Source organism: Sphingobium sp. B2 (assembly GCF_007693735.1).
GTDB classification, from domain to species: domain Bacteria; phylum Pseudomonadota; class Alphaproteobacteria; order Sphingomonadales; family Sphingomonadaceae; genus Sphingobium; species Sphingobium xenophagum.
Window position 1 is genome coordinate 2,293,635 of sequence record NZ_VDBZ01000001.1, and the last position, 23,790, is coordinate 2,317,424.

Sequence of the window (23,790 nt, forward strand, 5' to 3'; positions counted from 1 at the left end):
GCGAAGTTAAGCGGCGCAAATCCTATTTTACGGCGTCTCGGTCGGCACCGTCTTGGGCGCGGTCGGGACGGCATCCTTGGCCGTCAGGGCGACCGCAGGCGGGCCTTTCTGGATCGCGGCGGCCAGCTGGCTGACGGGCGCGCACTCGCCCTTGCACAGCGTCTGCGCCTTGGCCAGCACCTCCTTGGCCTTGGCCAGCGCGCCCTTTTCCACCATCGCCTCGCCCTGCCCCGCCAGCGCGACCACATCGGTCGGGTCCAGCAGCAGCGCTTCCTTGTAGAGGCGGATCGCCTTGCCCTGCAGCCCCTGCGCACGGGCGACCTGCGCCAGATCGATATAGGCGGCGCGGTTGCGCGGATCGACCGCCAGCGCGCTTTCCAGCGCATCGGTCGCACCGCTCAGATTGCCCGCCGCAAAGGCCGCAGCGCCCGCCTTCTGCCATTCGATCGATCGCGGCTCGATCTGCGCATCGGGCCGCTGGCTCAGCCCGACGCTGGACACAGTGGTCAGGACGATGGCAAGCGCGATCGAGGCGGGGGTAAAACGCATAAGAGTCTCCAGCCATGTTTCAGGCGTTGATTTTGTCCAAGTGTCGCTATTTTGCGGGCGCTTGTCCATGGCCTGTTTCACGCCCCCGCTTTCAGGCAGACCGGCGCAGGCGCGCAAAGAAAAAGCCGTCCGTCCCGTCATGCCCCGGCGTCAACAGCCAGCCGTCGCCATGGGCGCGGCCCAGCGGCATATCCAGCGCTTCCGTCGTCCATCCATCATGGCGGGCCAGAAAGCCATCCACCTGATCGCGTCCCTCCCGATCCGTCAGCGCACAGGTAGCATAGACCAGCGCGCCGCCCGGAGCCAGCAGGGGCGCGGCAAAATCCATGATGCGCGCCTGTTCCGCGACCAGCCGGTCAAGCCGCGCCTGCGTCAGCCGCCAGCGCGCCTCCGGATTGCGACGCCAGGTGCCGGTGCCCGAACAGGGCGCGTCGACCAGCACGACGTCGGCCTTGCCATGCAGGCTGTCCAGCCCCCGCCCTTCATGCCCCTGATCGATCAGCAGCGTTTCGATGAAGGTCGCGCCCGCCCGCTCCGCCCGTGGACTGAGCCGCGCCAGCCGCGCGCGGATCGTATCGGCGGCGATCAGCATGCCCTGCCCCGCCATCGCGGCGGCCAGCGCCAATGTCTTGCCCCCTGCCCCGGCACACAGGTCCACCACAGTCATGCCGGGCGCTGCGGCGCAGGCCAGCGCGATCATCTGGCTGCCGCCATCCTGCACTTCCACCAGGCCCTGTTTCCATGGGTCGGCCTGTTCGACCGGGAAGCCTTCGGGCAGGCGCAGGCCATCGGGCAAGCCCGCGATCGGCTGCGCGTCGGGCAATTGCCGCGCGACCGTGGCAGGCGTCGCCTTCAGCCGGTTGACCCGCAGATCGACCGGCGCGCGGCCCAGCAGCGCCGCCTGCTCGACCGGCGCGGCGAGCAGCGGCACAAGCCAGGCTGGCACCGCCCCGGCGCTGGCCCCGACCTCGCCCGGTTCGATCGGCATTGGCGCATGGGTCGATCCGTCGAACAGCGCGGCCAGATCGGGCCGTTCGATCGCCAGTCCGATCATCGCTTCGCGCCCGGTGTCGGGCCGTTCGCCCGCGCGGCGGATCGCATCATAGACATGATCGCGCACCGCCCGCCGGTCGCGCGACCCGGCGTAGCGCCGCTCCTTGAAATAGCGCGCGATCAGCGTGTCGGCGGCAGGCCCGCCGTCCCGCGCCGACGCAATGATCGCGTCAAGCAATTCGATCGCGGCCTGAAGGCGGGCGGCGGGGGTCAAGACTCCCCTCCCTTTAGGGCAAGCGGAAGGGGAATATCATCAGCGCGTCGGATAATTGGGCGCTTCCCGCGTGATGGTGACGTCATGGACATGGCTTTCGGACAGCCCGGCATTGGTGATCTGCACGAAACGGGCGCGCTCCTGCAAGTCAGGGATGGTGTGGCTGCCGGTATAGCCCATCGCCGCCTTCACGCCGCCGACCAGCTGATGGATCACATCCTTGGCCGGACCCTTGAACGGCACCTGCCCCTCAATGCCTTCGGGGACCAGCTTCATCTGATCCTTGATGTCCGCCTGGAAATAGCGGTCGGCGCTGCCCCGCGCCATGGCGCCGACGCTGCCCATGCCGCGATAGCTCTTATAGGCGCGCCCCTGATAGAGGAAGGTTTCGCCCGGTGCCTCGGCGGTGCCTGCCAGCAGCGATCCGACCATGACGCAACCGGCGCCAGCCGCCAGCGCCTTGGCCACGTCGCCGCTCGTACGCAACCCGCCATCGGCGATCACCGGCACGCCCAGCTTGGCGGCAGCTTCGGCCGAATCCATGATCGCGGTCAGCTGCGGCACGCCCACGCCCGCGACAACGCGCGTGGTGCAGATCGACCCCGGCCCGATGCCGACCTTCACGCAATCCGCGCCCGCGCCGATCAGCGCGCGTGTCGCCTCGGCAGTGGCGACATTGCCCGCGACCACCTGGACATGGTTGGACAGGCGCTTGACCGCTTCTACCGCAGCCGAAACCTGCTTGCTGTGGCCATGGGCGGTATCGATGACGATCAGGTCGCATTCCGCGTCGATCAGCGCCTCGCTCCGCTCCAGCCCCTTGTCGCCCACCGTGGTCGCCGCCGCGACGCGCAGGCGGCCTGACCCGTCCTTGGTGGCCTGCGGGTATGTCACGGCCTTTTCCATATCCTTGACCGTGATCAGGCCGACGCAGCGATAGGCGTCGTCCACCACCAGCAGCTTTTCGATCCGGCGCTGATGCAGCAGCCGCTTGGCTTCGTCCTGGCTGACACCGGCTGGAACGACGGCCAGATTGTCCTTGGTCATCAGTTCGCTGACCGGCTGGGCCGGATTTTCGGCAAAGCGGGTATCGCGGTGGGTCAATATGCCGACCAGCTTGCCCGATTCCTCCACCACCGGAATACCGCTGATCCGATGCTTCTGCATCAGCATCTGCGCATCGGCCAGCGTGGCGCTGGGCAGGATGGTGATGGGGTTGACCACCATGCCGCTTTCGAACCGCTTGACGGCGCGCACTGCGTCCGCCTGCTCTTCCACGGTCATGTTCCGGTGCAGCACGCCGATGCCGCCCAGCTGCGCCATGACGATGGCCATGTCGGCCTCCGTCACCGTGTCCATCGCCGACGACAGGATCGGGATGTTCAGCTTTATCTCGCGCGTGACATAGGTGGACGTGTCCGCCTGACTGGGCAGCACGTCGGATTCGCCGGGCTGCAACAGCACGTCGTCAAAGGTGAGGCCGAGGCGGATGTCCATGGAAAATGCCACTTTCTGATGCGAACCCTGGGGTTGGTTCCGGGGGATTTGTGGCGGCCCATGTAACCACTATGGGCGCGGACGGCCAGTCCCTTTGGCCCATTTTATTGCGCGGGTTGCGGGGACATGAAAAAGGGCGCGCAACCCGATGGTCGCGCGCCCCATTTCCTGTCCTTGCCGATCAGGCTCCGGCGGGAGACGGGTTTCCGAAAGGCCCCTTGCGCTTGCCTGCGCGCGGGATGGAAGACCCTGCCGCCGGAATGACCGACGGCTTGATCGTCGTGCCATCGTCGCGGGTGATCTCGCCCTTTTCCAGCAGCGCCTTGATCTCGTCGCCGCTCAGCGTTTCATATTCCAGCATGGCGTTGGCCAGCAGGTGCAGCTGGTCCTCATGACCGGTCAGCAATTCCTTGGCCCGATTATAGCCCTGCTCCACCAGCCCGCGAATTTCCTTGTCGATCAGCTTGGCGGTCTCGTCCGACATATGGACGCGGGCGCTCTGCGAATAGCCGAGGAAAGTCTCGCCCTGCTGCTCTTCATATTGCAGCGGACCCAGCTTGTCGGACATGCCCCACTGGGTGACCATGTCGCGCGCCAGCTTCGTCGCATATTGAATGTCGCCCGATGCGCCGCTCGACACCTTGTCATAGCCGAAGATGATCTCTTCGGCGACGCGGCCGCCCATGGCCACGGCCATGTTCGCATGCATCTTGTCGCGGTGATAGCTGTAGCTGTCGCGTTCGGGCAGGCGCATGACCATGCCCAATGCGCGGCCTCGCGGAATGATCGTCGCCTTGTGGATCGGGTCGGACGCAGGCTCATGGACCGACACGATGGCATGGCCGGCCTCATGATAGGCGGTCATCTTCTTCTCATCGTCGGTCATGACCATGGAGCGGCGTTCCGCGCCCATCATCACCTTGTCCTTGGCCGCCTCAAACTCGTCCATCGCGACCAGCCGCTTGCCGCGCCGCGCCGCCATCAGCGCCGCCTCGTTCACCAGATTCGCGAGGTCCGCGCCGGAAAAGCCCGGCGTGCCGCGCGCGATCGTGCGCGGTTCGACGTCGGGCGCCAACGGCACCTTCTTCATATGGACGGCCAGGATCTTCTCACGACCTTCAATATCGGGACGGGGCACCACGACCTGACGGTCGAACCGGCCTGGACGCAGCAGCGCCGGGTCCAGCACGTCGGGACGGTTGGTGGCCGCGACGATGATGATGCCTTCATTGGCTTCAAAGCCATCCATCTCGACCAGCAACTGGTTCAGCGTCTGCTCGCGCTCGTCATTGCCATTGCCAAGCCCCGCGCCGCGATGACGGCCCACCGCGTCGATTTCATCGATGAAGACGATGCAGGGCGCATTCTTCTTCGCCTGCTCGAACATGTCGCGCACGCGGCTAGCGCCTACGCCCACAAACATTTCGACAAAGTCGGAGCCAGAAATGGTGAAGAACGGCACGCCTGCCTCGCCCGCGATCGCGCGGGCCAGCAGCGTCTTGCCGGTGCCGGGCGAACCGACCAGCAACGCACCCTTGGGGATCTTGCCGCCCAGCCGAGCGAACTTGGTCGGGTTCTTCAGAAACTCGACGATCTCCTGCAATTCCTCGCGCGCTTCGTCGATACCGGCAACGTCATCAAATGTGACCTTGCCATGCTTTTCGGTCAGCAGCTTGGCCTTCGACTTGCCAAAGCCCATCGCACCGCCTGCACCGCCGCCCTTCTGCATCTGACGCAGCACGAAGAAGGCGATGCCAAGGATCAGCAGGAAGGGAAGCGACTGGTAGATCAGGATCATCCAGAAGCTGGGCTGTTCCTCGGCCTGTCCCGAATATTTGACATTATAATCGTCAAGCAGGCCGGTCAGGCCCGGATCATTGACCGGAACGGTGCTGAACTTCTGGCCGCTGGCCAGCGTGCCCGAAATCTTGTTGGGCGCGATGGCGACATCCTTGACCTGCCCTTCCTGCACCTTCGATCGGAATTCGGAATAGGCGATGCCGGTCCCTGCCGTGGAGGCGGAACGGCTGTCAAACATGGACACGAACAGCAACAGGGCGACAATCACCCCCGCCCAAATCATCGCGCTCTTGATCCAGGGGTTGCCCTGCGGGTCTTTCTCGTCGTTCATCATCACTCTCTTTCACCGGCCAAGATAGGGCGCGTCGGCCAAAGCGCAAGCTTGGCAACCCCCCTACAGGACAAGGATTAACCGGCGGTGAGTTGGACGATCGCGAGACAGGCCAGCGCCAGCGCCAGGCCCGCTGACAGGCCGCACAGCAGATAGCCCAGATACAGCAGCAACGGCGGGTGCGGCCGGGCCAGCTTATGATTACGTTGCGCTGCCGAAAGGATGACACTGGCCAACAGGCCATAGGTCAGCGCCGCAAATTCCATCATTACTGCAAATCTCCGCTCATTCGGATGCAGGATGAAGCATGGGCGGCGTTAAAGAAAGACTATTGCGGCGCACAAAAACGGTAGGTCGTTGGGTTCATGCGTCGGACTGCGGAACTTTTTGGAAATGCCCGCGCGGGGGCGCGGCGCGCAGTGTCCATACTGGCCCGCCGCGCAACAGCCAGTCGCCCAGATTCGCTTGCCCTCCCGCCTGCGCGGCAACGATCGCCCGGTCGAGTGCATCGCCCCGCGGCAGGGCCGCATCCGGCGCAGCGGCATTGAGCATGTGGAGGACCAGACGGCGCAGATATTCGCGCGGCAGGTCAGTGCGATCGAGCCGCCACCGATCGCCATCGCGGCCCACATGGCGTGCGGCCAGTTCGGCCACGCTCCAGTCCAGCGCCACTTCCGCCTCCGCCAGCGCGGCAGCGCTGCGGGCGGCCGCTTCCGGGTTCAACCAGTCCGCTCCGGTGAGGGCCACGCGCAATGCCGCACGGTCGAACCGTGGGTCAGCGTTGGAAGGGTCATGGACATGCGGCACTGCCTCTTCGTCGACAAGCCGCTGCAACGCCGCCTTGCGCACGCCCAGCAGCGGGCGGATGACCGTGCCGGACCGCCCCCGCACCCCGGCAAGGCCACCGACGCCCGATCCGCGATTGAGCCGCATCAACAGCGTTTCAAGCTGGTCGTCGGCATGATGGGCGGTCATGATCCAGTCTACGCCCTGCGCACTGCGCCATTGTTCGATCAGACGGTAACGCTGCGCCCGCGCCCAGGCCTGAATATTGCCGGAGGGCGGCGCGTCCGGCGTTGCGACATGATGGGCGATCCCCTGCCCCGCGCACCAGCGCGCGACCATGGCCGCTTCGTCGGTGGAAGCGGGACGCAGGCGATGGTCGACGGTCACCGCCGCCACCCGTTCAGGAAAGGCGCGGGCCGCCAGATGGAGCAGCGCCATGCTGTCCGGCCCACCCGACACCGCGACGCCAAAACGCGCCGCCGGGTCATCGCCCGCCAGCGCGTGGGTCGCCGCGATCAGCCGCGCTTGCAGACCGGATCGGTCACTGCTCAGCTGCACTTCGCCTTGGTGCGGCCCTTGTCCATCATGCCGCGCAGGCTTGCGGACAGGCTCGTTCCATAGACCTGCTCCAGCTCTGCATAGACTTTGCAGGCATCGGCAGGCTTTTTGAGCTGGATCAGCGCTTCGCCCAGATAGGCGAGACTGTCAGGCGCGCGGTCGCCGCGCGGGCGCTTCTGATAATTTTCATAGAAAGCGACCGAGGCCAGAGCAGGCTTGCCATCGTCCAGATAGGCGCGGCCAAGCAGGTTCTGCGCCCGGCTGGCAACGGATGCGTCGCCATATTTGTCGACCGTGGCCTTCAGCTGCGCCTGCGCTTCGGGATAAAATTTCGCGTCCCACAGACGAAAGCCATAGCTGTAGGAGTCCATGGCGGCGTCGCCGGTCTCCGGCCGCTCGATCGCGGCGATCGCTGCCTTGCGGGCTTCGCTGGCGGCCGGTGTCGCGGGCGCGGGCGCAGGCTTGGAAGGCGCTGGCTTGGCCGCGACCGGCGCCGGGTCGGCCGCAACAGGCGCAGCCGCCGTCGGCCTGACTTCAGGCGGGGTTTCAGGCTGGAGCAGACGGCCTTCGATTTCGGCCTTATATTTGGTGAAAGCCTCTTCCAGCTGCTTGAGCTTGAAGCTGTTTTCCTCGACTTGGCCCGTGATCGAGGCCAGCTGCGATTCCAGCGCTCCCACGCGCGCCGTCAGGTCCGATATGGGCGAGGAGGATGGCGATCCGGGGGCGACGGTCGGGGCGGCGGGACGAACGATCTGCGCTTCGACGGGCGCGCCAGCCGGAAACACCTTGCGCTGAACGGCTTTCATTTCCTTTTCCAGCCGGTCGACCCGCACCTCGACCGGCGCATTTTGCGCAATGGCGGGCGGCGCGATCGCCAGCAGAAGCGGCGCGCTCCATGCCAGACAGGAGGTCGCGAAAAAGGCGTGACGCATGATATTCCCCGACTAATTCTCTCGCCTTAACCATAAGGCGTTATTTCGCGCGGTAAAGCGTCACGTTTCACGCTGCCCGCGTCCGGAACCAGGCTTAGCCACCCGTTCCGTCGCCCGATGCCGCTGACGCGGGCGCTGGTGCCGCGGGCGCGGTTTCGCCAGCGGCGGACGGCCCGGCCTGACGCTGGGCCGCCGGGCGCTGCGCGGGCCGGAGGGATGGCGCTGCGGCAGACGAAGCGGCAGCGGGCGCTGCGGCGGCAGTCCCGCGCGCCAGCAGCGCTTCGGCGCTGACCGGCACGTCGGCGATCGTCCGGTCCGGCGCACCCAAAGGCGCAACCACCTTGCCCCCGACAGTGACGCTGAGCGCCTGTGGCCGCCCGGTCAGGATCATCGGATTACGCGCGCTGGCAGGCAGAGTGAAAACCTCACCCTTCTTCATCAGGCCATCCTTCAGCCGCTCGCCCGCCTCGTCATAGATACGCAGCCAGACATCGTCGGTTGCGGTAAAGACGACTGGCTGCGCAGCAGGCGCGACCTGTGCGGTGCTGGCGGCGACCGGAGCCTTGGCCTTCGCCTCTTCCTGCGCCATTTCCTCGCCCGTCGGCGGCGTCAGCGATTGCGATCGCCAGAGCGTGTAACCGGCGATCAGCAGGATGACGATGATGGCCGCCGTCCAGGCCAGCGCGCGCGAGGGCACGCGAGCGGGATCGACCGGCTCGAACACTTCGTAGCGATTGGTCGCCATGTCGCTGCTATGCACGGCCTCGCGCACTTCGGCGGCAATCGCCACTTCGTCCAGGTCGACCGCGCGGGCATAGGCGCGCGCGAAGCCGACCGCATAGGGGATGCCAGGCAGGGCGGCATAATCGTCGCGCTCGACCGCTTCGAGTTGCCGCAGCGCGATCCGCGTGCGGGTGGCGACTTCCGCCAGCGACAGGCCCGCTGCCTCCCGCGCGGCACGCAGCTTCGCGCCGGGGGTGTCGGGCTGCATTTCCGGCGCGGGGCCCGCACCGGTGTCCAATTCTGTTTCGTCTGCCATGCTGCTCCGCGACCTTCGATGGTCGGGCTTGTCTCACTGTGGGACGGGGATTGTCAACGGCGCGCCGCGCCTTTGCCGTTCACCTCACCCCAGTTCGATGTTCCGTTCAACCGCCCACTGGGTCAGGCTCGCCCGAATGTCGCGCACGCCCCCATCCAGCAATTCGCGCATCAACGCCTGCAGTTCCGCCGCATCGACCGCGCGGATCATCGCCTTGACCGGACCGACCGAGGCTGGCGTGATCGACAGGCGGCGAATGCCCAGGCCAACCAGCGCCATCGCTTCGAGCGTGCGCCCACCCATTTCGCCGCACACGCCGACGGGCACCTGATAGTCGGCGCAGGTCCGCACCACCCGGTCCAGGAAGCGCAGAATGGCGATACTCAACCAGTCATATCGTTCCGCCAGACGCGGATGGGCGCGGTCTGCGGCGAACAGGAACTGGGTCAGGTCATTGGTGCCGATCGACAGGAAATCGAGCCGCGGCAGCAATATGTCCAGCACTTCGGCCAGCGCAGGCACTTCCAGCATCGCGCCATATTTGACCGCGATCGGCAGCTTCTTCTTGCGCTCCTGCAACCACAGGCGCTGATGTTCGACCAGTGCGCGCGCCTGCTCATATTCCCAGGGTTCCGACACCATCGGGAACATGACGTGCAACACCTTGCCCGCCGCCGCTTCCAGCAAGGCGCGGGCCTGCGCCTTCATCAGACCATCGCGGTCGAGCGCCAGCCGCAGCGCGCGCCAGCCCATCGCCGGATTATCCTCCAGCTCCTCGTCATCGTCGCGCTGCATATAGGGCAGCGCCTTGTCCCCGCCGATGTCGACGGTGCGGAAGATGACGGGGCGGTCGCCCGCCGCATCCAGCACATCCTTGTAGAGCCGCTGCTGCTTTTCCCGCTGCGGCAATGTGGCGGACACCAGAAACTGGAATTCGGTGCGAAACAGGCCGATGCCGTCCGCACCCACCATGTCGAGCGCCTGCGCATCCTCGCGCAGTCCCGCATTGACCATCAACTCCACCCGCTGGTCGTCGGCCGTGACAGACGGCAGGTCGCGCATCGCGGCAAATTCGGCGCGACGCTTCTGCGTGACATGCAGCTTGTTGTCGAACGCCTCGTCCATGTCGGGCGTCGGGCGGATCAACAGCGTATTGGTGTTGACGTCCATCAGGATGAGGTCGCCCTCATTGACCAGATGGCGAATGTCGCGGACGCGGCCCAGCACCGGCACGCCCATGGCGCGCGCGACGATGGTGACATGGGCGGTCAGCGATCCTTCCTCCAGGATCACGCCCTTCAACCGGCGGCGATCATATTCCAGCAGTTCGGCCGGGCCCAGGTTGCGCGCGATCAGGATCGCATCCTGCCGCAGACCCATCTGCGCCGCCGTGCCCAGTTGCCCCGACACGATCCGCAGCAGCCGGTTGGCCAGATCCTCCAGATCATGCATCCGGTCGGACAGTAGCGGATCGTCAATCTGGCGCATCCGCATGCGGGTGCGCTGCTGCACCCGCTCGATCGCCGCTTCGGCGGTCAGGCCACTGTCGATCGCCTCGTTGATCCGGCGGGTCCAGCCTTCGTCATAGGCGAACATCTTGTAGGTTTCCAAAACCTCCTGATGCTCGCCCTCCATGCCGAACTCGGCCGCGCCGGTCATGCGGTCAATCTGTTCGCGCATCTTGGCGAAGGCGGAAATGACCCGTTGCCGCTCGGCCTCTATATCCTCCGCAACCGTATGTTCGATGTGGACGCGCGGCTGGTGGAATACCGCATGGCCCCGCGCCATGCCCATCACCAGTTGCAGGCCGTGCAACATGGTCGTGCCGGTATCGGCGACGCGCTGGTCGCTTGGTCCGTCATCGGCCAGTTCCGCATTGGCGATCAGTTCGGCCATCACCATAGCGACGGTCTGAAGCGCCTCTATCTCCACTTCCTCATATTTGCGCGGCTCGGCATGTTGCACGCACAGCACGCCGATCGACCTTTCCCGCCGCACGATCGGCACGCCGGCAAAGCTGTGGAACAGCTCCTCCCCGGTTTCGGGGCGATAGCTATAGTCGGGGTGCGACGCGGCCTCGTCCAGGTTCAGCGTTTCGACATTGGTGGCGATCAGGCCCACCAGCCCCTCGCCCATCGCCATGCGGGTGACATGGACCGCTTCCTGCTTGAGGCCACGGGTCGCGAACAGTTCCAGCACGCCTTCGCGCACCAGATAGATGGAGCAGACCTCGCTCGACAGCGACTGGCCGATAATCTCCACCACCTTGTTCAGTTTCGCCTGCGCGCTGGTGCGCGACGCCATCACTTCCTGAAGGCGGGTGAGGATCTGGCGGGCGGCGGCGGCGGGCGTGCTGGGCATGATAGCAGCGCTATCAGATCGGCGGCCTGCTTTCCAAGCCATTCATGCAGCGCGATCGCCGACAGATGTCATTTGCATGGCGGAAACATTCTGTACGATCGTCTAAGAAGATAAAATCGGCTTTCTGGGAGAATGGGACCATGGCGACACGGAATGAAACGGCGTTTGAGCGCGACCTTCTGGACCGCGGCTATTCGCGGCGGCAACTGGCCAAGGCAACCGCCCTGCTGGGCGCTGGCGCAGCGGCGATCCGCGCGACGGGCGCCCTGGCGCAGCAGGCGGCCAAGCCGGTCGCGGGCGCTGTCCGAATCGGCGCGAACGAATGCTGGACCGGCCCTTTCCCGATTGCAGCCGAAGCCGGTTTCAAGCTGGTGACCGAAGGCAATCGCTACGAACCGGATAATGAGCATCAGAAATTGTTCGACGCCGTATCCGCGGTAGAGGGCATCCCGGTGGATCGCATCGTCGCCTGGCCCGGATCGTCCGATCCGCTCAGCCGCGTCGCTGTCGCCTTTGCCTCACCCACGCGCGGCATCGTGACGGCAAACCCCACCTATGAAGCGATCTGGCGGACCGGCGACTGGCTGGGCGCGAAAGTGACCAAGGTGCCGCTGACCAAGGATTACGCCCATGACGTCAAGGCGATGCTGGCGGCGGACCCCAATGCCGGGCTTTATTATATCTGTTCGCCCAACAATCCGACCGGCACCGTAACGCCGGTCGCCGACATTCAGTGGCTGGCCGACAACAAGCCCAAGGACGCGATCCTGGTCGTGGACGAAGCCTATATTCACTGGACCGAAACCGGCACCGCCGCCAAAATGGCCGCGACCCGTGACGATGTCATCGTGCTGCGTACCTTCTCCAAGCTGTTCGGCATGGCGGGGATGCGGCTGGGCCTCACCTTCGCCGCGCCTGCGCTGATGGAAAAGATGATGCGCTATGATGGCGGGCAGGTGACGGCGATGTTGCCGATGACCGCCGTGGCGTGCGGCACGGTGTCGGTCGCCCAGGCGGACCTCATCAAGGCACGGCGGGCCGAAATGATCGCCAATCGCGAAAAGGCGATCGCCTTCCTGACGAAGAAGAAGATCAAGGTCATCCCCGGCAGCCATGCCAATATGTTCATGATCGATTGGGGCAAGCCCGCTAAGCCCATGGCCGATGCGCTGCTGGCGGAAAATGTGCAGATTGGCCGCAGCTGGCCGATCTGGCCCAATGTCTCGCGCGTGTCGGTTGGCTCTGCGGCGGACATGGATGCCTTTTGCGCCGCCGTGGACAAGGTGTGGAAAGCCTGACGGCACCCCGCTTTTTCAACGTCAAAAAGTTACGATTTCTGGCGGCGGCGCATTGCGGAAATGCGCCGCCGCTTCGTTTTACCCCCTGAACGCCCGGAACGAACGCCCGGATGGCAGGACAAAGGGGACAGACGACATGACGATGATGCTCGACAAGGATGCCAGAGACGATCTGATCGAACGCGGCTATTCGCGCCGCCAGCTGGCCGAAGTGGCCGCCCTGCTGGGTGCAGGCGTCGCCGCCAGCACATTGCTGGGCAGCGGCGCGATGGCGCAGCAGCAGGCCGGGCGCGGCATCAAGGGCGCGGTTCGCATCGGTGCGAATGAATGCTGGACCGGCCCCTTCCCGTCCGGCGTCGCCGCCGCCGCCGAGGCTGCATCCTTTGGCAACTGGTATGATCCCGACAATTATCGTGGCGATCTGGTCAAGACCGTCGCCTCGGTCGAGGGACTTCCCGAAACCCATGTCATGCCCTGGCCCGGTTCCGGCGGCCCGCTGGTCAGCATCGTCGCGGCCTATTGCTCGCCGACCAAGGGTCTGGTCACCGCCGACCCGACCTTCGAATCCGCCTGGCGCACCGCCGACTATATGAAGGCCCCCATCGCCAAGGCTCCGCAGGCCATCGGCAAGGGGCATGATGTAAAGGCGATGCTGGCCGCCAATCCTAATGCGGGCCTCTATTATATCTGCACGCCCAACAACCCGACCGGCACGATCACGCCGCTGGCCGACATCCAGTGGCTGCTCGACAACAAGCCCGCCGATTCGATGCTGCTGGTGGACGAAGCCTATATCCACTTCTCGGAAAGCCCCAGCGCCGCCACGCTGATCGGCAACCGCAAGGACATCATCGTCATGCGGACCTTCTCCAAGCTGTTCGGCATGGCCGGCGTGCGCCTTGGCCTCACCTTCGCCGATCCCGAAGTGCAGAAGCGCATCATGCTGTTCGGCCCGGCAGCCGGCGGTCTGGCCATCACCGCGATGCATTGCGGCAATGCGGTCTATACCGAAGCCGCCCTGATCAAGGCGCGCCGCAATGAAATGATCGCCAATCGCGAGGAAACCATCGCCTGGCTCACCAGGAAGGGCATCGAGGTCCAGCCGGGCAGCCAGGCCAATATGTTCATGGTGAACTGGAAGAAGCCCGCCAAGGACATGCAGGCCGCGCTGCTGGCGACCCCGGAAAAGGTACAGATCGGCCGCAGCTGGGCGATCTGGCCCACCGTATCCCGCGTCACCGTCGGCTCCGCCGACGACATGGCCAAATTCCGCGCGGCAGTCGACAAGGTCTACAAAGCGTAAGGCATCCCCTTTCCTTACGAAACGAAGAAGGGCGTCCGGGCAACCGGGCGCCCTTTTTGGCTAGAGGGGAGGTGCGGGAGGTACGAAAGAAGTGCCCTATTCCGCCTTGGGCCTGGAATCGCCCGTCACGGACTGGATGACATTTTCCCGCAGTCCGGCATCCTGAAGATGCTTGGCATTTTCCAGCCTGATCTGGGCCGCCGCTTCATCATATAGAAATGGCAAAACCGCATATCGCTCGCCGCTGGTCACGGGCAGAACTTCGTGGAGCAGCGAGCAGGAGAATATGATCGCCCCGCCAGTCGGTGGCCGATAGGTGCGCGGGCCGAATTCGGGGAAACGCAGATCCCCGCGTTCATAGCGATCAGCGTCGAGACCGATGGAAACCGCAAATCTGCGATGCGCCGTTCCCAGCGTCGTATTGTCCTTGTGAGGGCGAAAATGTCCCCCGGACTTGGAATCATAGCGCGCAACGATGTATCGCTCCATCCGGGACACCGTGAACTGAAATGCCCTGGCGATCGGCGGAACAAGCCGCCGGCGAATGCGCGCTTTCAACGCATTGCGCAGCTGCTCGTCATCAATGCTGCAGTCGGACCGGCGCTTGTGGACATGATCGAGTACCTGGACCGTTTCGCCGGTCTTTGGGTCCGTTTTCATATAGCCGCTGTCGTTCAGCCCGACCGTTTCGGCATAGGTGATCAGCTTATGGCAGAAATCCGGTTCCAGCACGTTGGGCACCACCAATATGGGCGCCCATGCATCCATATCCGCCTTCGGCGCCGGTTGCCCGTCCAGCGCAGCACATATGTCGTCATAATGCGTCGCCAGATCATTGATCGGCAAAATCCTGAGCACGCGCATACCTGGGTCGAGTATCCAGGTCATGAGCGCCACGGCGGAGCCATTTTCCTTCTGACGCCCGACAGCCCCGAATAATGTCGCCATCTCCAGGTCGAAGTCGAGGAATAGCCGGATTCCGGGCTGACGCTCCGTCAGCAACCCGCTCTGTTCATCGCGCGGGTCGTTCGTGACGATGAACGCGCATGCGAACCTGTCGTCCAGGTACTTGGTTTCGGCGTGCATGGCCGCCAGAAACGCCTGCGCGCCGGGAGAAGCGCCGCTGCCCAGGAAGGTAACGACGATGTAGCGCCCGGCTGCGCTATCGAATGAAAACCGGGGATTTGTGACTCCTCGAACGAAGAATGAGGGGACAGGGTCACCGACCAGCAGCATGTCAATTCCTTGAGGATCACGATCGTTCGCACAGGTCTGCCCAAGCCCGGCGTTCAACGCAACCTTCGCCGCCTCCAGTCGATGTTGGAGAGAGAGCGCCCGGTCGCCCGCCCCCTCAATCCAGGTTCGGCCTCAAATAGCGCTCCGCCGTATCAATATCGATCCCCCGCCTTACTGCATAATCCTCCAGCTGGTCGCGGCCGACACGAGCCACGCCGAAATATTCCGCCTGAGCATGGCCGAAATAGAAGCCGCTGACCGCAGCAGTGGGGAGCATCGCAAAACTCTCGGTCAGCGTGATGCCGGTGGCGTGATGGGCGTCCAGCATCTCGAACAATATGGGTTTCAGACTATGTTCGGGGCAGGCGGGATAGCCCGGCGCGGGGCGGATGCCGCGATATTGTTCCTTGATCAGGGCTTCGTTCGTCAGCTGCTCGCCCTCCGCATAGCCCCATAGCGCCGTGCGGACATAATGGTGCAGGCGCTCGGCAAAGGCTTCAGCCAGGCGGTCGGCCAGCGCTTTCAAAAGTATGTCCGAATAGTCATCGATCGCCGCCTTGAACCGGGCGAGATGCGGCTCGATGCCGTGCATGCCGACGGCAAAGCCACCCATCCAGTCGCCGTCATGGCTGATGAAGTCGGCAAGGCACATATTGGCCCGGCCTTCGCGCTTCTGGATCTGCTGGCGCAGCATCGGCAGGGTATAGTGCTTCTCATCCTCGACATGGACGATGATGTCGTCGCCTTCGCGACGGCACGGCCACAGGCCCGCAACCCCGCGCGCGACCAGCCATTTTTCGTTGACGATCCTGTCCAGCATCGCCTGCGCATCGGCAAACAGGCTCGACGCGCTTTCGCCTACCACCGGATCGGTCAGGATCGCGGGATAATTGCCCGCCAGTTCCCAGGCACGGAAGAAGGGCGTCCAGTCGATATATTGGATAAGATCCTTCAGATCCCAGTCGGGAAAGCGATGGACGCCCGGCAGGCGCGGGCGCGGCGCTTTCAGGCTCTCGTCAATCTCGAATGCATTGGCACGCGCGTCCTCCAGGCTGACGAGCGCGCTTTGCCCCTTGTTCGCGCGGGCGACGCGGACATGCTCATAATCATCCTTGGTTTTCCGGACGAAATCATTGCGCTGCGTTTCGGAGACGAGCGCCGTCGCCACCCCGACCGCGCGACTGGCGTCCAGCACATGGACCACAGGGCCAGTATAGGACGGGTCGATGCGCAGCGCGGTATGCACCTTGGACGTCGTCGCGCCGCCGATCAGCACCGGCATGGTCATGCCGGCGCGCTGCATTTCGGTGGCGACCGTCACCATCTCGTCCAGCGAAGGGGTGATAAGGCCGGACAGGCCGATCATGTCGGCGTCATTCTCGTTCGCCGCCCTGATGATGTCGGGCCAGGGGACCATCACGCCCATGTCGATGACCTCAAAGCCGTTGCACTGAAGGACCACGCCGACGATATTCTTGCCAATGTCGTGGACGTCGCCCTTGACCGTGGCCATGATGATCTTGCCCTTGCCCTTGGCGCCCGGTTCCTTGGCGGCCTCGATGAAGGGCAGCAGGTGCGCGACCGCTTTCTTCATGACGCGGGCGGACTTGACCACCTGGGGCAGGAACATCTTGCCCGCGCCGAACAGGTCGCCAACCACGTTCATACCGTCCATCAACGGCCCTTCGATCACCTCGATCGGCTTGTCGGCGGACAGGCGCGCTTCCTCCGTATCGTCGACGACATACATGTCGATGCCCTTGACCAGCGCATGTTCCAGCCGCTTGGCGACCGGCCAGCTGCGCCAGGCTTCGGCGGCCTTGTCGGCGACCGCGTCGGTGCCGCGATATTTTTCCGCCAGCGTGACCAGACGGTCGCCCGCTTCCGGGTCACGGTTCAGGACGACATCCTCGCACGCGGTCCTCAGTTCCGGGTCGATCGTGTCATAGACGTCGAGCTGTCCTGCATTGACGATCGCCATGTCGAGGCCAGCGGGGATGGCATGATAGAGGAACACGCTGTGCATCGCGCGGCGGACGGGCTCGTTGCCGCGGAACGAGAAGCTGAGGTTCGACAGGCCGCCGGAGATATGGACGTGCGGGCAGCGCGCCTTGATCTCGCGGCAGGCCTCGATGAAGTCGACGCCGTAGTTGTTGTGCTCCTCGATCCCCGTCGCGACCGCGAAGATATTGGGATCGAAGATGATGTCCTCCGGCGGGAAGCCGATGGTCATCAGCAGCTTGTAGGCGCGCTCGCAAATCTCGACCTTGCGCGCCTTGGTATCGGCCTGCCCCGTTTCGTCAAAGGCCATGATGACCGCGGCGGCGCCATAGGCCATGCATTTGCGGGCATGGAATAGGAAGGCCTCCTCGCCCTCCTTCATGCTGATCGAATTGACGATCGGCTTGCCCGACACGCATTTGAGGCCCGCTTCGATGACCTCCCATTTGGAGCTGTCGATCATCACCGGTACGCGGCTGATGTCCGGCTCAGACGTCATCAGCTTGAGGAAGGTCGTCATGGCCTCGACCGCGTCGAGCAGCCCCTCGTCCATGTTGACGTCGACGATCTGCGCGCCATTTTCCACCTGCTCGCGCGCAATGTCGATCGCAGCGGCATAATTGCCCGCCATGATCAGCTTCTTGAACTTGGCCGATCCGGTAACATTGGTGCGTTCGCCGACATTGACGAAGCTGGCGGTGGATTTGGTGGTCATTCGCTTCTTCCAAAAATCCTCCCCCTTAGGGGGAGGGGGACCATGCCGCAGGCATGGTGGAGGGGTATCACGCTATCGAGGGGGAGGATGGTATTAGGCAGCGATATGCATCGGCTCCAGCCCCGCCAACCGCGTAACGACGGGCAATTGCGGTACCGCGCGCGGCTTGTGTCCTTCCAGCGCCTTGGCCACCGCACCGATATGCGCGGGCGTCGTGCCACAACAGCCACCGACCATGTTGACCAGCCCTTCGTCCACCCATTCGCGGATCAGCCGCGCGGTGGTGGCGGGCAGCTCGTCATATTGCCCCAGTTCATTGGGCAGGCCCGCATTGGGATAGGCCAGGATCAGCGTGTCGGCATTTTTGGACAGTTCAGCGAGGTAGGGCCGCAACAGATCCGCGCCGAACGCGCAGTTCACCCCGATCGTGAGCGGCTTCAGATGGCGCAGCGAATACCAGAAGGCGTTGATCGTGTGGCCTGAGAGATTCCGGCCCGACATGTCGGTGATGGTGAAGCTGAGCATCAGCGGCACCGATCGGCCCGCCGCCTCCTCCGCCTCGCGCGCGGCCATGCCCGCCGCCTTGGCGTTCAGCGTGTCGAAGCAGGTTTCAACCAGCAGGAAATCGACCCCTCCCGCGATCAGCGCATCACATTGCTCGCGATAATCAGCTTTCAGCGTGTCGAAGTCGACCTCGCGGAAAGCGGGGTCGTTGACGTCGGGGGATATGGACAGCGTCTTGTTCGTCGGGCCGATCGAACCGCAGACGAAGCGGGGTCTGCCGTCCTTGGCCGTCGCCTTCTCGCACGCGGCGCGCGCCAGCTTCGCGGCGGCGATGTTGATGTCCCACACCAGATGTTCGCAGCCATAATCGGCCATCGCGATCTTGGTCGAGCTGAACGTATTGGTTTCGATCATGTCCGCGCCCGCGTCCAGATAGGCGCTGTGGATGCCTTCCACGATGTCGGGACGGGTCAGGCAGAGCAGGTCGTTATTGCCCTTTTGATCCTTGGGCAGGTCGAGCGTGCCGCGATAATCCGCCTCGGTCAGGCCATGTTTCTGGATCGACGTGCCATAGCCGCCATCGAAGATCAGGATCTTGTCCGCGGCCAGCGCCCGCAATGTCTGTTCGGCTGTCATATTAAAAACTCCGTTCGGGCTGAGCGCGTCGAAGCCCTTGTCTGAGCGGAGGCGAAGATACCTCCCTGCGGTCGGTGGAACCCTTCGACAAGCTCAGGGCGAACGGATGAGTACAGATCATGCCGTTCCCCCATTGCTCGCCGTCGCCCGCAGGCCCAGCAAATGGCAAATCGCAAAACTCAGTTCAGCGCGGTTGAGCGTGTAGAAATGAAAATCGCGCACGCCCCCGCCGTAAAGGCTGCGGCACAGTTCCGCCGCGATCGTCGCCGACACCAGCTGGCGCGATGCGGGATGATCGTCCAGCCCTTCGAACAGGCGGCCCATCCAGCTGGGCACCTGCGTATTGCACATCGCCGCCATACGCTGCGTCGCGGCGAAATTGCTGACCGGCATGATGCCGGGTACGATGTCAGCCGTGATTCCCGCCGCCAAAGTCTTGTCTAGGAACCGGAAATAGGCGTCGGGGGTGAAGAAGAATTGCGTGATCGCACGGGTCGCCCCGGCGTCCAGCTTGCGCTTGAGATTATCAAGGTCGCTCTGCGCGCTCGCCGCTTCGGGATGCACCTCTGGATAGGCGGACACGGAAATTTCGAACGGATGCCGCTGCATCAGCCCTTCGACCAGTTCGGCTGCGCCCTTATACCCCTCCGGGTGCGGCTCGAACGTGCCGCCGACTTCGGGCGGATCGCCGCGCAGCGCCACGATATGGCGCACCCCCGCCTCCCAATAGGCGTCTGCAATCTCGCCGATTTCCGCCTTGCTCGCGCCCACGCAGGTCAGGTGCGCGGCGGCGGCCAGCGGCGTTTCCCGCGCGATCCGGGCGACCGTATTATGCGTGCGCTCACGGGTCGATCCGCCCGCGCCATAGGTTACGGACACGAATTTGGGCTGAAGCGGCGTCAGCGTTTCGATCGCCGACCACAACTGCGCTTCCATCTTTTCCGTCTTGGGCGGGAAAAATTCAAAGCTGACATGGCAGTCGCCCGCAAGGTCCGCATAGAGCGGCGCGGCGGGATCGTTCAAAGTCATGCGGAAATCCGTCCTTCTTGCTGCCGGACAGGCGCGCCCTTGCGTCGCCCCAGCCACAGTTGCACTGTCAGTTCATGGCCGGGCAAAGTCTCCACCCGTTCCAGTTGCAGGCCCGCAGCGGCGAACCAGCCTTCCATCTGTTCGTCGGAAAAGCCCAGCCGCGCATGCTGGTCGCGCACGCGCAACTCCTCCCGCTCATGCGGCGCGAAGTCGGCGATCAGTACCCGGCCATTGGCCGCAGTGACGCGCGCAGCCTCCCCTATCACCTGCTCAGGCGCCTGCGCATAATGCAGCACCTGATGCAGCACGACCGTATCCACGCTGCCCGGCTCCAGCGGCAATGCGCCAAAATCACCCAGCAGCAGCGCATATTTGTCGCGCGCATCCTCAGGCAGCTTGGTCCGCGCCAGCCGCAGCATGTCGGGGCTGCGGTCGATCGCGGTCACCGCCTGCGCCGCGCCGCCGAACAGTTCGATCATCCGCCCGGTGCCAGTACCGATGTCGAGCAAGTGGCCGATCGGCTCACGCTCCAGCAGCGCTGTCATCGCCGCCTCGACATCCGCCTCGGCCACGTGGAGCGAGCGGATCGCGTCCCATTCTTCGGCATGGTCGGCGAAATAATCCTCCGCAGCGCGCGCCCGATCCGCCCGCACCGCCGCCAGTCGCGCCAGATCCGCCGCCTGCCACAATGTTTCGCTTTCCGACGGCGTCAGTCGGTCGAACAGCGCGATGAAGGGCGCAACATCATCCCCCTTGCCCAGCCGCAGGAATACCCAATTGCCTTCCTTGCGCCGTTCCACAAGGCCAGCTTCGGCCAGGATACGGACATGGCGCGACACGCGCGGCTGGCTTTGCCCCACGACCTGCGCAATCTCCCCCACGGCCAGTTCCATCGCGCGCAGCAGGTGGATGATGCGCAGCCGCGTCGGGTCGCCAAGTGCCCGGAAAATATCGAGTGCCGTGTGCATTGCGGCATCATATAAAGAAATCTTTATATACGTCAATGCCCGCAGAATTTCCGCAACTGCGAACAAAAGCGCCCGGCTTTGCGGCCCGGATTGCAGGAATGGGATTGCCTTGCATCATCCAAAGCATTACGAATCGATGCGCAGGCGCAATGGGGGGTGAGCTTTTCTCCGAGAGTGGTCTGCACCGTTTTTATTCTCAGAGAGGGGTTTCTGCCCATGACCAAGTCTATCGCTCTTTCGCTCGTTCTCGCTGCTTCGCTCGGCCTGGCCGCCTGCTCGGGTGGCGCGGAAAACGCTGCCGACAACGCCGCCAACTCGGCTGAGAACGCATCGAATGCTGCTGACAACGCCATGAACGCTGCGATGAACGCCGCCGACAACGCCGCCAACGCTGCGTCGAACGCGACCGAAAACGTCGCGAACGCGATGTAAGTCCAGCAGGACTTTTCAGAATTTGATTGGGGGTCGCGCCGGAAACGGAGCGGCCCCTTTTCCATTGGGGACCGATCGATGATCCGCACCATCTTCATCGCCGCGGCGCTGCTGCCACTGACGGCCTGCGGTTCGGGGTCGCCCGATGGCGTCGGCGGGGTCAGCGCCAGCGAAGCCAGTGCGCTCAATGATGCAGCGGCGATGCTCGACGCACAAAAGGGGGCGGCGCAAAATGATAGCGCAGGTCTCAATCCGGCGGCCAGCACGGCGGCCCGCGCCGATCGCAGCCGGGTAGCGCCAGCGCCAGCCTCCAACCCCTGACGCAGAAAGGCCGCCTCGAACGAGACGGCCTTTCCCTTATCCTGCATAACCCGCAGGTCTCACGTCACCCGCTCAGCAATCGCGATCGATCGCGCGACCCGCAAGGGCACCGACGCCTGCGCCAATGATCGCGCCGGCCGTGCCGTCACCGCGACGGCCATAACGGCCCGAACCCTTGCCGACCTCATTGCCCAGCAGGCCACCAGCGATCGCACCGATGATGGTGCCGCCCGTGCCATTGTCCCGGCAGCGATAACCGCCGCGATAGCCACCACGATAGGCGTTGTTGCGATAATAGCGGTCATTGCCGCGATAATAGCGGTCCCCGCGATAGCCGCGATAACGGTCACCGCGATAATAGTCGCCACGGTCATAACCGCGATAATAGCCATCGCGGGCCATAGCCGGGGTTGCAGTCACGGCCAGGGAAGCAGCGCCCATTGCCAGAGCGGCTCCCATATTGATCAGAAACTTCATCTTCATGGCGTTGCTCCTTCCAAAACCATCAATGCCTTGGCGCGTCCCACGCACGGGTTTCGCCAGTCATGATCATCTTATGACCGATTCGCCTTGAGCCGACCCTGAATGGGGCTGACAGCCATGGTTCAGAGTCGACCTCCGCTGAAAAGTACAATTTGAGGCGCACAACCGCTTGCTGCGCCCGGCAGGATATTATCCTATGGCGAAGGGAATGTCGCGAATCCTGATCGTCCTGGCGCTCGCCATCCTGCTGCTGCCCGCCCCGCACAACAGCAAACCCGCAACCGTGCAGCCGGGCGCGCTGCTCGTGACGGCGCGCGCGCTGCCGCTCAGCACCAACGATCCTGCGCTGCGACGCGTGGGCGCGCTCGACTATCTGGGCGGTTGGGAACTGCGCAGCGCCAATCCAGGCTTTGGCGGCATTTCCGCCATGCTGGTGTCGCCGCCGGGCGATGTGCTGGCCTTGAGCGATTCCGGCATATTGATGGGGCTGCATGTCGGGCCGGGCGAAGCGCGCCGCCGCCCGTTCATCGCCCCCCTGCCCATTCGGCCACAGGACCGCGATCGCCCCTGGTGGGCCTGGGATTCAGAATCGCTGACCCACGATCGTGCGACCGACCGTTATTGGGTGGGGTTCGAATTGCAGCAGGCAATCTGCCGCTATTCCCCCGGCTTTGCGCGGGTGGAGGCGTGCCGCACCTGGCCGCAGATCATGGCATGGCCCCCGACCGGGTCGATCGAATCACTCGCGCGCCTGCCCGATGGCCGCTTCATCGCGATCGGCGAGATGGGGATGACGGCCGATGGGCGTCATGACACGCTGCTATTTCCCGGCGACCCGGCAGAAAGCGACACCGCCGATCCGTTCCATCTGCGCTACACCCCGCCGCAGGGCTATCGCCCGACCGACGCTGTGGCGCTGGATGCCCGCCACCTGCTGGTCCTCAATCGCCGCCTGACCTTGCAGGAACTGTTCACCGCGACGATCGCGATCGTCGACCTGCCCGAACGGCTGGAACCGGGCATGGAGCTAAAGGCCCGCACCCTCGCCCGTCTCGCCCCGCCGCTGCTGGCCGACAATTTCGAAGGACTGGCGATCAGCCGGGAGAACGGACGGACAATCATCTGGGTCGTGTCCGACGATAATCACGAATTTTTCCAGCGGACCTTGCTGCTGAAATTCGCACTGGATTGATAGCTGCGAATGGGGTGCAGGGTGGATCGCAAGTCGTGAATTTCGAGAACCGGCGCGCAGCGTACTTCAGTACGTGAGCACCGGAAGCGCAGAAAGGCGCGGCTTGCGGGCCATCCAGCGCCCCATTCGCACGCAAAAAAGCGGCCCGTTGCGGGGCCGCTTCTTATGCCGAAACGAATCGAGAAATCAGGCGGCTGCGGCAGCCTGCTTCTTGACGATGTCGCGCTTCAGGCGACGCGCCTTGAGCGACAGCTTGTCGTCGCTGGTCTTGAGCAGCCAGTTGTCCAGGCCGCCATTATGTTCGACCGAACGCAGACCATGGGTCGACACGCGCAGCTTCACGCTGGTTTCCAGCGCTTCGGAGATCAGCGAAACATTCTGCAGGTTCGGCAGGAACACCCGCTTGGTCTTGTTATTGGCGTGGGAAACATTGTGACCCACCTGGCGACCCTTGCCGGTCAGCTCGCAAATGCGCGACATAGTCAATCAACCTTGTAATTCGGGTTCGTTCGGAAAGCCGCGCCGATAACGGGATTCCCTCTGGCCGTCAAC

General features: G+C 64.2%; 21 protein-coding genes. 5 read left to right on the forward strand and 16 right to left on the reverse strand.

Going from position 1 to position 23,790, the window contains the following annotated elements:
• Positions 1-27 precede the first annotated feature (27 nt).
• The 9 genes from FE851_RS11095 to ptsP form a co-directional block, all read right to left on the reverse strand.
• Positions 28-549: a tetratricopeptide repeat protein gene (locus FE851_RS11095; RefSeq protein WP_026002692.1), complete on the reverse strand. Its 522-nt coding sequence runs from the start codon at positions 547-549 to the stop codon at positions 28-30.
• A gap of 91 nt (positions 550-640) precedes the next feature.
• The gene (locus tag FE851_RS11100) at positions 641-1,816 is read right to left on the reverse strand and encodes an RsmB/NOP family class I SAM-dependent RNA methyltransferase (RefSeq protein ID WP_145202450.1); all 1,176 of its coding nucleotides are present in this window, start codon (positions 1,814-1,816) and stop codon (positions 641-643) included.
• A gap of 39 nt (positions 1,817-1,855) precedes the next feature.
• Positions 1,856-3,313 carry an IMP dehydrogenase gene (guaB, locus tag FE851_RS11105; protein WP_107125395.1) on the reverse strand — a complete coding sequence of 486 codons (1,458 nt, stop codon included), beginning with the start codon at positions 3,311-3,313 and terminating at the stop codon, positions 1,856-1,858.
• A gap of 181 nt (positions 3,314-3,494) precedes the next feature.
• Positions 3,495-5,444 carry an ATP-dependent zinc metalloprotease FtsH gene (gene ftsH, locus FE851_RS11110; protein ID WP_026002053.1) on the reverse strand — a complete coding sequence of 650 codons (1,950 nt, stop codon included), beginning with the start codon at positions 5,442-5,444 and terminating at the stop codon, positions 3,495-3,497.
• A 77-nt stretch (positions 5,445-5,521) separates the two neighbouring features.
• A complete protein-coding gene (locus FE851_RS11115; RefSeq protein ID WP_017181107.1) occupies positions 5,522-5,713 on the reverse strand; it encodes a hypothetical protein in 192 nt (63 codons plus the stop codon).
• Positions 5,714-5,807: 94 nt separating this feature from the next.
• Positions 5,808-6,788 (reverse strand): tRNA lysidine(34) synthetase TilS, encoded by a 981-nt coding sequence (gene tilS, locus FE851_RS11120; RefSeq protein ID WP_145202452.1) that lies wholly within the window; start codon positions 6,786-6,788, stop codon positions 5,808-5,810.
• Positions 6,779-7,720 (reverse strand): hypothetical protein, encoded by a 942-nt coding sequence (locus FE851_RS11125; RefSeq protein WP_145202455.1) that lies wholly within the window; start codon positions 7,718-7,720, stop codon positions 6,779-6,781. Before FE851_RS11125 ends, tilS begins: the two co-directional genes overlap by 10 nt.
• 94 nt (positions 7,721-7,814) lie before the next feature.
• Complete coding sequence (locus FE851_RS11130; RefSeq protein ID WP_145202458.1) at positions 7,815-8,759, reverse strand: helix-turn-helix domain-containing protein; 945 nt, start codon at positions 8,757-8,759, stop codon at positions 7,815-7,817.
• Between the two features lie 84 nt (positions 8,760-8,843).
• Positions 8,844-11,120, reverse strand: a complete 2,277-nt coding sequence (gene ptsP, locus FE851_RS11135) for a phosphoenolpyruvate--protein phosphotransferase (RefSeq protein WP_107125390.1) — start codon at positions 11,118-11,120, stop codon at positions 8,844-8,846.
• Positions 11,121-11,260: 140 nt separating this feature from the next.
• Between ptsP and FE851_RS11140 the strand changes: the two genes are divergently transcribed.
• Positions 11,261-12,418 (forward strand): pyridoxal phosphate-dependent aminotransferase, encoded by a 1,158-nt coding sequence (locus FE851_RS11140; RefSeq protein ID WP_145202461.1) that lies wholly within the window; start codon positions 11,261-11,263, stop codon positions 12,416-12,418.
• Between the two features lie 136 nt (positions 12,419-12,554).
• The gene (locus FE851_RS11145; RefSeq protein ID WP_145202464.1) at positions 12,555-13,721 is read left to right on the forward strand and encodes a pyridoxal phosphate-dependent aminotransferase; all 1,167 of its coding nucleotides are present in this window, start codon (positions 12,555-12,557) and stop codon (positions 13,719-13,721) included.
• Between the two features lie 96 nt (positions 13,722-13,817).
• On the opposite strand, the gene FE851_RS11150 is transcribed toward FE851_RS11145, so the two are convergent.
• From FE851_RS11150 to FE851_RS11170, 5 genes are all read right to left on the reverse strand, one after another.
• A complete protein-coding gene (locus FE851_RS11150; RefSeq protein WP_145202467.1) occupies positions 13,818-14,957 on the reverse strand; it encodes a 2OG-Fe(II) oxygenase family protein in 1,140 nt (379 codons plus the stop codon).
• Between the two features lie 115 nt (positions 14,958-15,072).
• Positions 15,073-17,673, reverse strand: coding sequence for a methionine synthase (metH, locus tag FE851_RS11155; protein WP_145202470.1), 2,601 nt, complete (start codon positions 17,671-17,673; stop codon positions 15,073-15,075).
• A gap of 93 nt (positions 17,674-17,766) precedes the next feature.
• Complete coding sequence (locus FE851_RS11160; RefSeq protein ID WP_107124772.1) at positions 17,767-18,813, reverse strand: homocysteine S-methyltransferase family protein; 1,047 nt, start codon at positions 18,811-18,813, stop codon at positions 17,767-17,769.
• Between the two features lie 117 nt (positions 18,814-18,930).
• On the reverse strand, positions 18,931-19,842 hold the full coding sequence (metF, locus tag FE851_RS11165; RefSeq protein WP_019053414.1) for a methylenetetrahydrofolate reductase: 912 nt from the start codon (positions 19,840-19,842) through the stop codon (positions 18,931-18,933).
• Positions 19,839-20,810 (reverse strand): ArsR/SmtB family transcription factor, encoded by a 972-nt coding sequence (locus FE851_RS11170; protein WP_130752015.1) that lies wholly within the window; start codon positions 20,808-20,810, stop codon positions 19,839-19,841. Before FE851_RS11170 ends, metF begins: the two co-directional genes overlap by 4 nt.
• Positions 20,811-21,026: 216 nt before the next feature.
• Here FE851_RS11170 and FE851_RS11175 point away from each other — a divergent pair, with 216 nt between their 5' ends.
• Both FE851_RS11175 and FE851_RS11180 read left to right on the forward strand, forming a co-directional pair.
• On the forward strand, positions 21,027-21,242 hold the full coding sequence (locus FE851_RS11175) for a circumsporozoite protein (protein ID WP_130752014.1): 216 nt from the start codon (positions 21,027-21,029) through the stop codon (positions 21,240-21,242).
• A gap of 78 nt (positions 21,243-21,320) precedes the next feature.
• On the forward strand, positions 21,321-21,563 hold the full coding sequence (locus tag FE851_RS11180) for a hypothetical protein (RefSeq protein WP_145202473.1): 243 nt from the start codon (positions 21,321-21,323) through the stop codon (positions 21,561-21,563).
• A gap of 72 nt (positions 21,564-21,635) precedes the next feature.
• Here FE851_RS11180 and FE851_RS11185 read toward each other — a convergent pair whose 3' ends face one another.
• Entirely contained in the window at positions 21,636-22,046 is a 411-nt protein-coding gene (locus FE851_RS11185; RefSeq protein ID WP_107124769.1) for a glycine zipper 2TM domain-containing protein, read from the reverse strand.
• A gap of 208 nt (positions 22,047-22,254) precedes the next feature.
• On the opposite strand from FE851_RS11185, the gene FE851_RS11190 reads away from it, so the two are divergent.
• Entirely contained in the window at positions 22,255-23,238 is a 984-nt protein-coding gene (locus tag FE851_RS11190) for an esterase-like activity of phytase family protein (protein WP_145204358.1), read from the forward strand.
• A gap of 186 nt (positions 23,239-23,424) precedes the next feature.
• Here FE851_RS11190 and rpmB read toward each other — a convergent pair whose 3' ends face one another.
• A complete protein-coding gene (gene rpmB, locus FE851_RS11195; protein WP_017181091.1) occupies positions 23,425-23,718 on the reverse strand; it encodes a 50S ribosomal protein L28 in 294 nt (97 codons plus the stop codon).
• Positions 23,719-23,790: the final 72 nt, after the last annotated feature.

What these genes read in the sequence shown, in the direction of transcription:
- FE851_RS11095 (WP_026002692.1), bottom strand. Translation starts at nt 549, where the DNA reads ATGCGTTTTACCCCCGCCTCGATCGCGCTTGCCATCGTCCTGACCACT.
- guaB (WP_107125395.1), bottom strand. Translation starts at nt 3,313, where the DNA reads ATGGACATCCGCCTCGGCCTCACCTTTGACGACGTGCTGTTGCAGCCC.
- ftsH (WP_026002053.1), bottom strand. Translation starts at nt 5,444, where the DNA reads ATGAACGACGAGAAAGACCCGCAGGGCAACCCCTGGATCAAGAGCGCG.
- FE851_RS11115 (WP_017181107.1), bottom strand. Translation starts at nt 5,713, where the DNA reads ATGATGGAATTTGCGGCGCTGACCTATGGCCTGTTGGCCAGTGTCATC.
- FE851_RS11125 (WP_145202455.1), bottom strand. Translation starts at nt 7,720, where the DNA reads ATGCGTCACGCCTTTTTCGCGACCTCCTGTCTGGCATGGAGCGCGCCG.
- FE851_RS11130 (WP_145202458.1), bottom strand. Translation starts at nt 8,759, where the DNA reads ATGGCAGACGAAACAGAATTGGACACCGGTGCGGGCCCCGCGCCGGAA.
- ptsP (WP_107125390.1), bottom strand. Translation starts at nt 11,120, where the DNA reads ATGCCCAGCACGCCCGCCGCCGCCGCCCGCCAGATCCTCACCCGCCTT.
- FE851_RS11140 (WP_145202461.1), top strand. Translation starts at nt 11,261, where the DNA reads ATGGCGACACGGAATGAAACGGCGTTTGAGCGCGACCTTCTGGACCGC.
- FE851_RS11145 (WP_145202464.1), top strand. Translation starts at nt 12,555, where the DNA reads ATGACGATGATGCTCGACAAGGATGCCAGAGACGATCTGATCGAACGC.
- FE851_RS11150 (WP_145202467.1), bottom strand. Translation starts at nt 14,957, where the DNA reads ATGCTGCTGGTCGGTGACCCTGTCCCCTCATTCTTCGTTCGAGGAGTC.
- metH (WP_145202470.1), bottom strand. Translation starts at nt 17,673, where the DNA reads ATGACCACCAAATCCACCGCCAGCTTCGTCAATGTCGGCGAACGCACC.
- FE851_RS11160 (WP_107124772.1), bottom strand. Translation starts at nt 18,813, where the DNA reads ATGACAGCCGAACAGACATTGCGGGCGCTGGCCGCGGACAAGATCCTG.
- metF (WP_019053414.1), bottom strand. Translation starts at nt 19,842, where the DNA reads ATGACTTTGAACGATCCCGCCGCGCCGCTCTATGCGGACCTTGCGGGC.
- FE851_RS11170 (WP_130752015.1), bottom strand. Translation starts at nt 20,810, where the DNA reads ATGCACACGGCACTCGATATTTTCCGGGCACTTGGCGACCCGACGCGG.
- FE851_RS11175 (WP_130752014.1), top strand. Translation starts at nt 21,027, where the DNA reads ATGACCAAGTCTATCGCTCTTTCGCTCGTTCTCGCTGCTTCGCTCGGC.
- FE851_RS11180 (WP_145202473.1), top strand. Translation starts at nt 21,321, where the DNA reads ATGATCCGCACCATCTTCATCGCCGCGGCGCTGCTGCCACTGACGGCC.
- FE851_RS11185 (WP_107124769.1), bottom strand. Translation starts at nt 22,046, where the DNA reads ATGAAGATGAAGTTTCTGATCAATATGGGAGCCGCTCTGGCAATGGGC.
- FE851_RS11190 (WP_145204358.1), top strand. Translation starts at nt 22,255, where the DNA reads ATGTCGCGAATCCTGATCGTCCTGGCGCTCGCCATCCTGCTGCTGCCC.
- rpmB (WP_017181091.1), bottom strand. Translation starts at nt 23,718, where the DNA reads ATGTCGCGCATTTGCGAGCTGACCGGCAAGGGTCGCCAGGTGGGTCAC.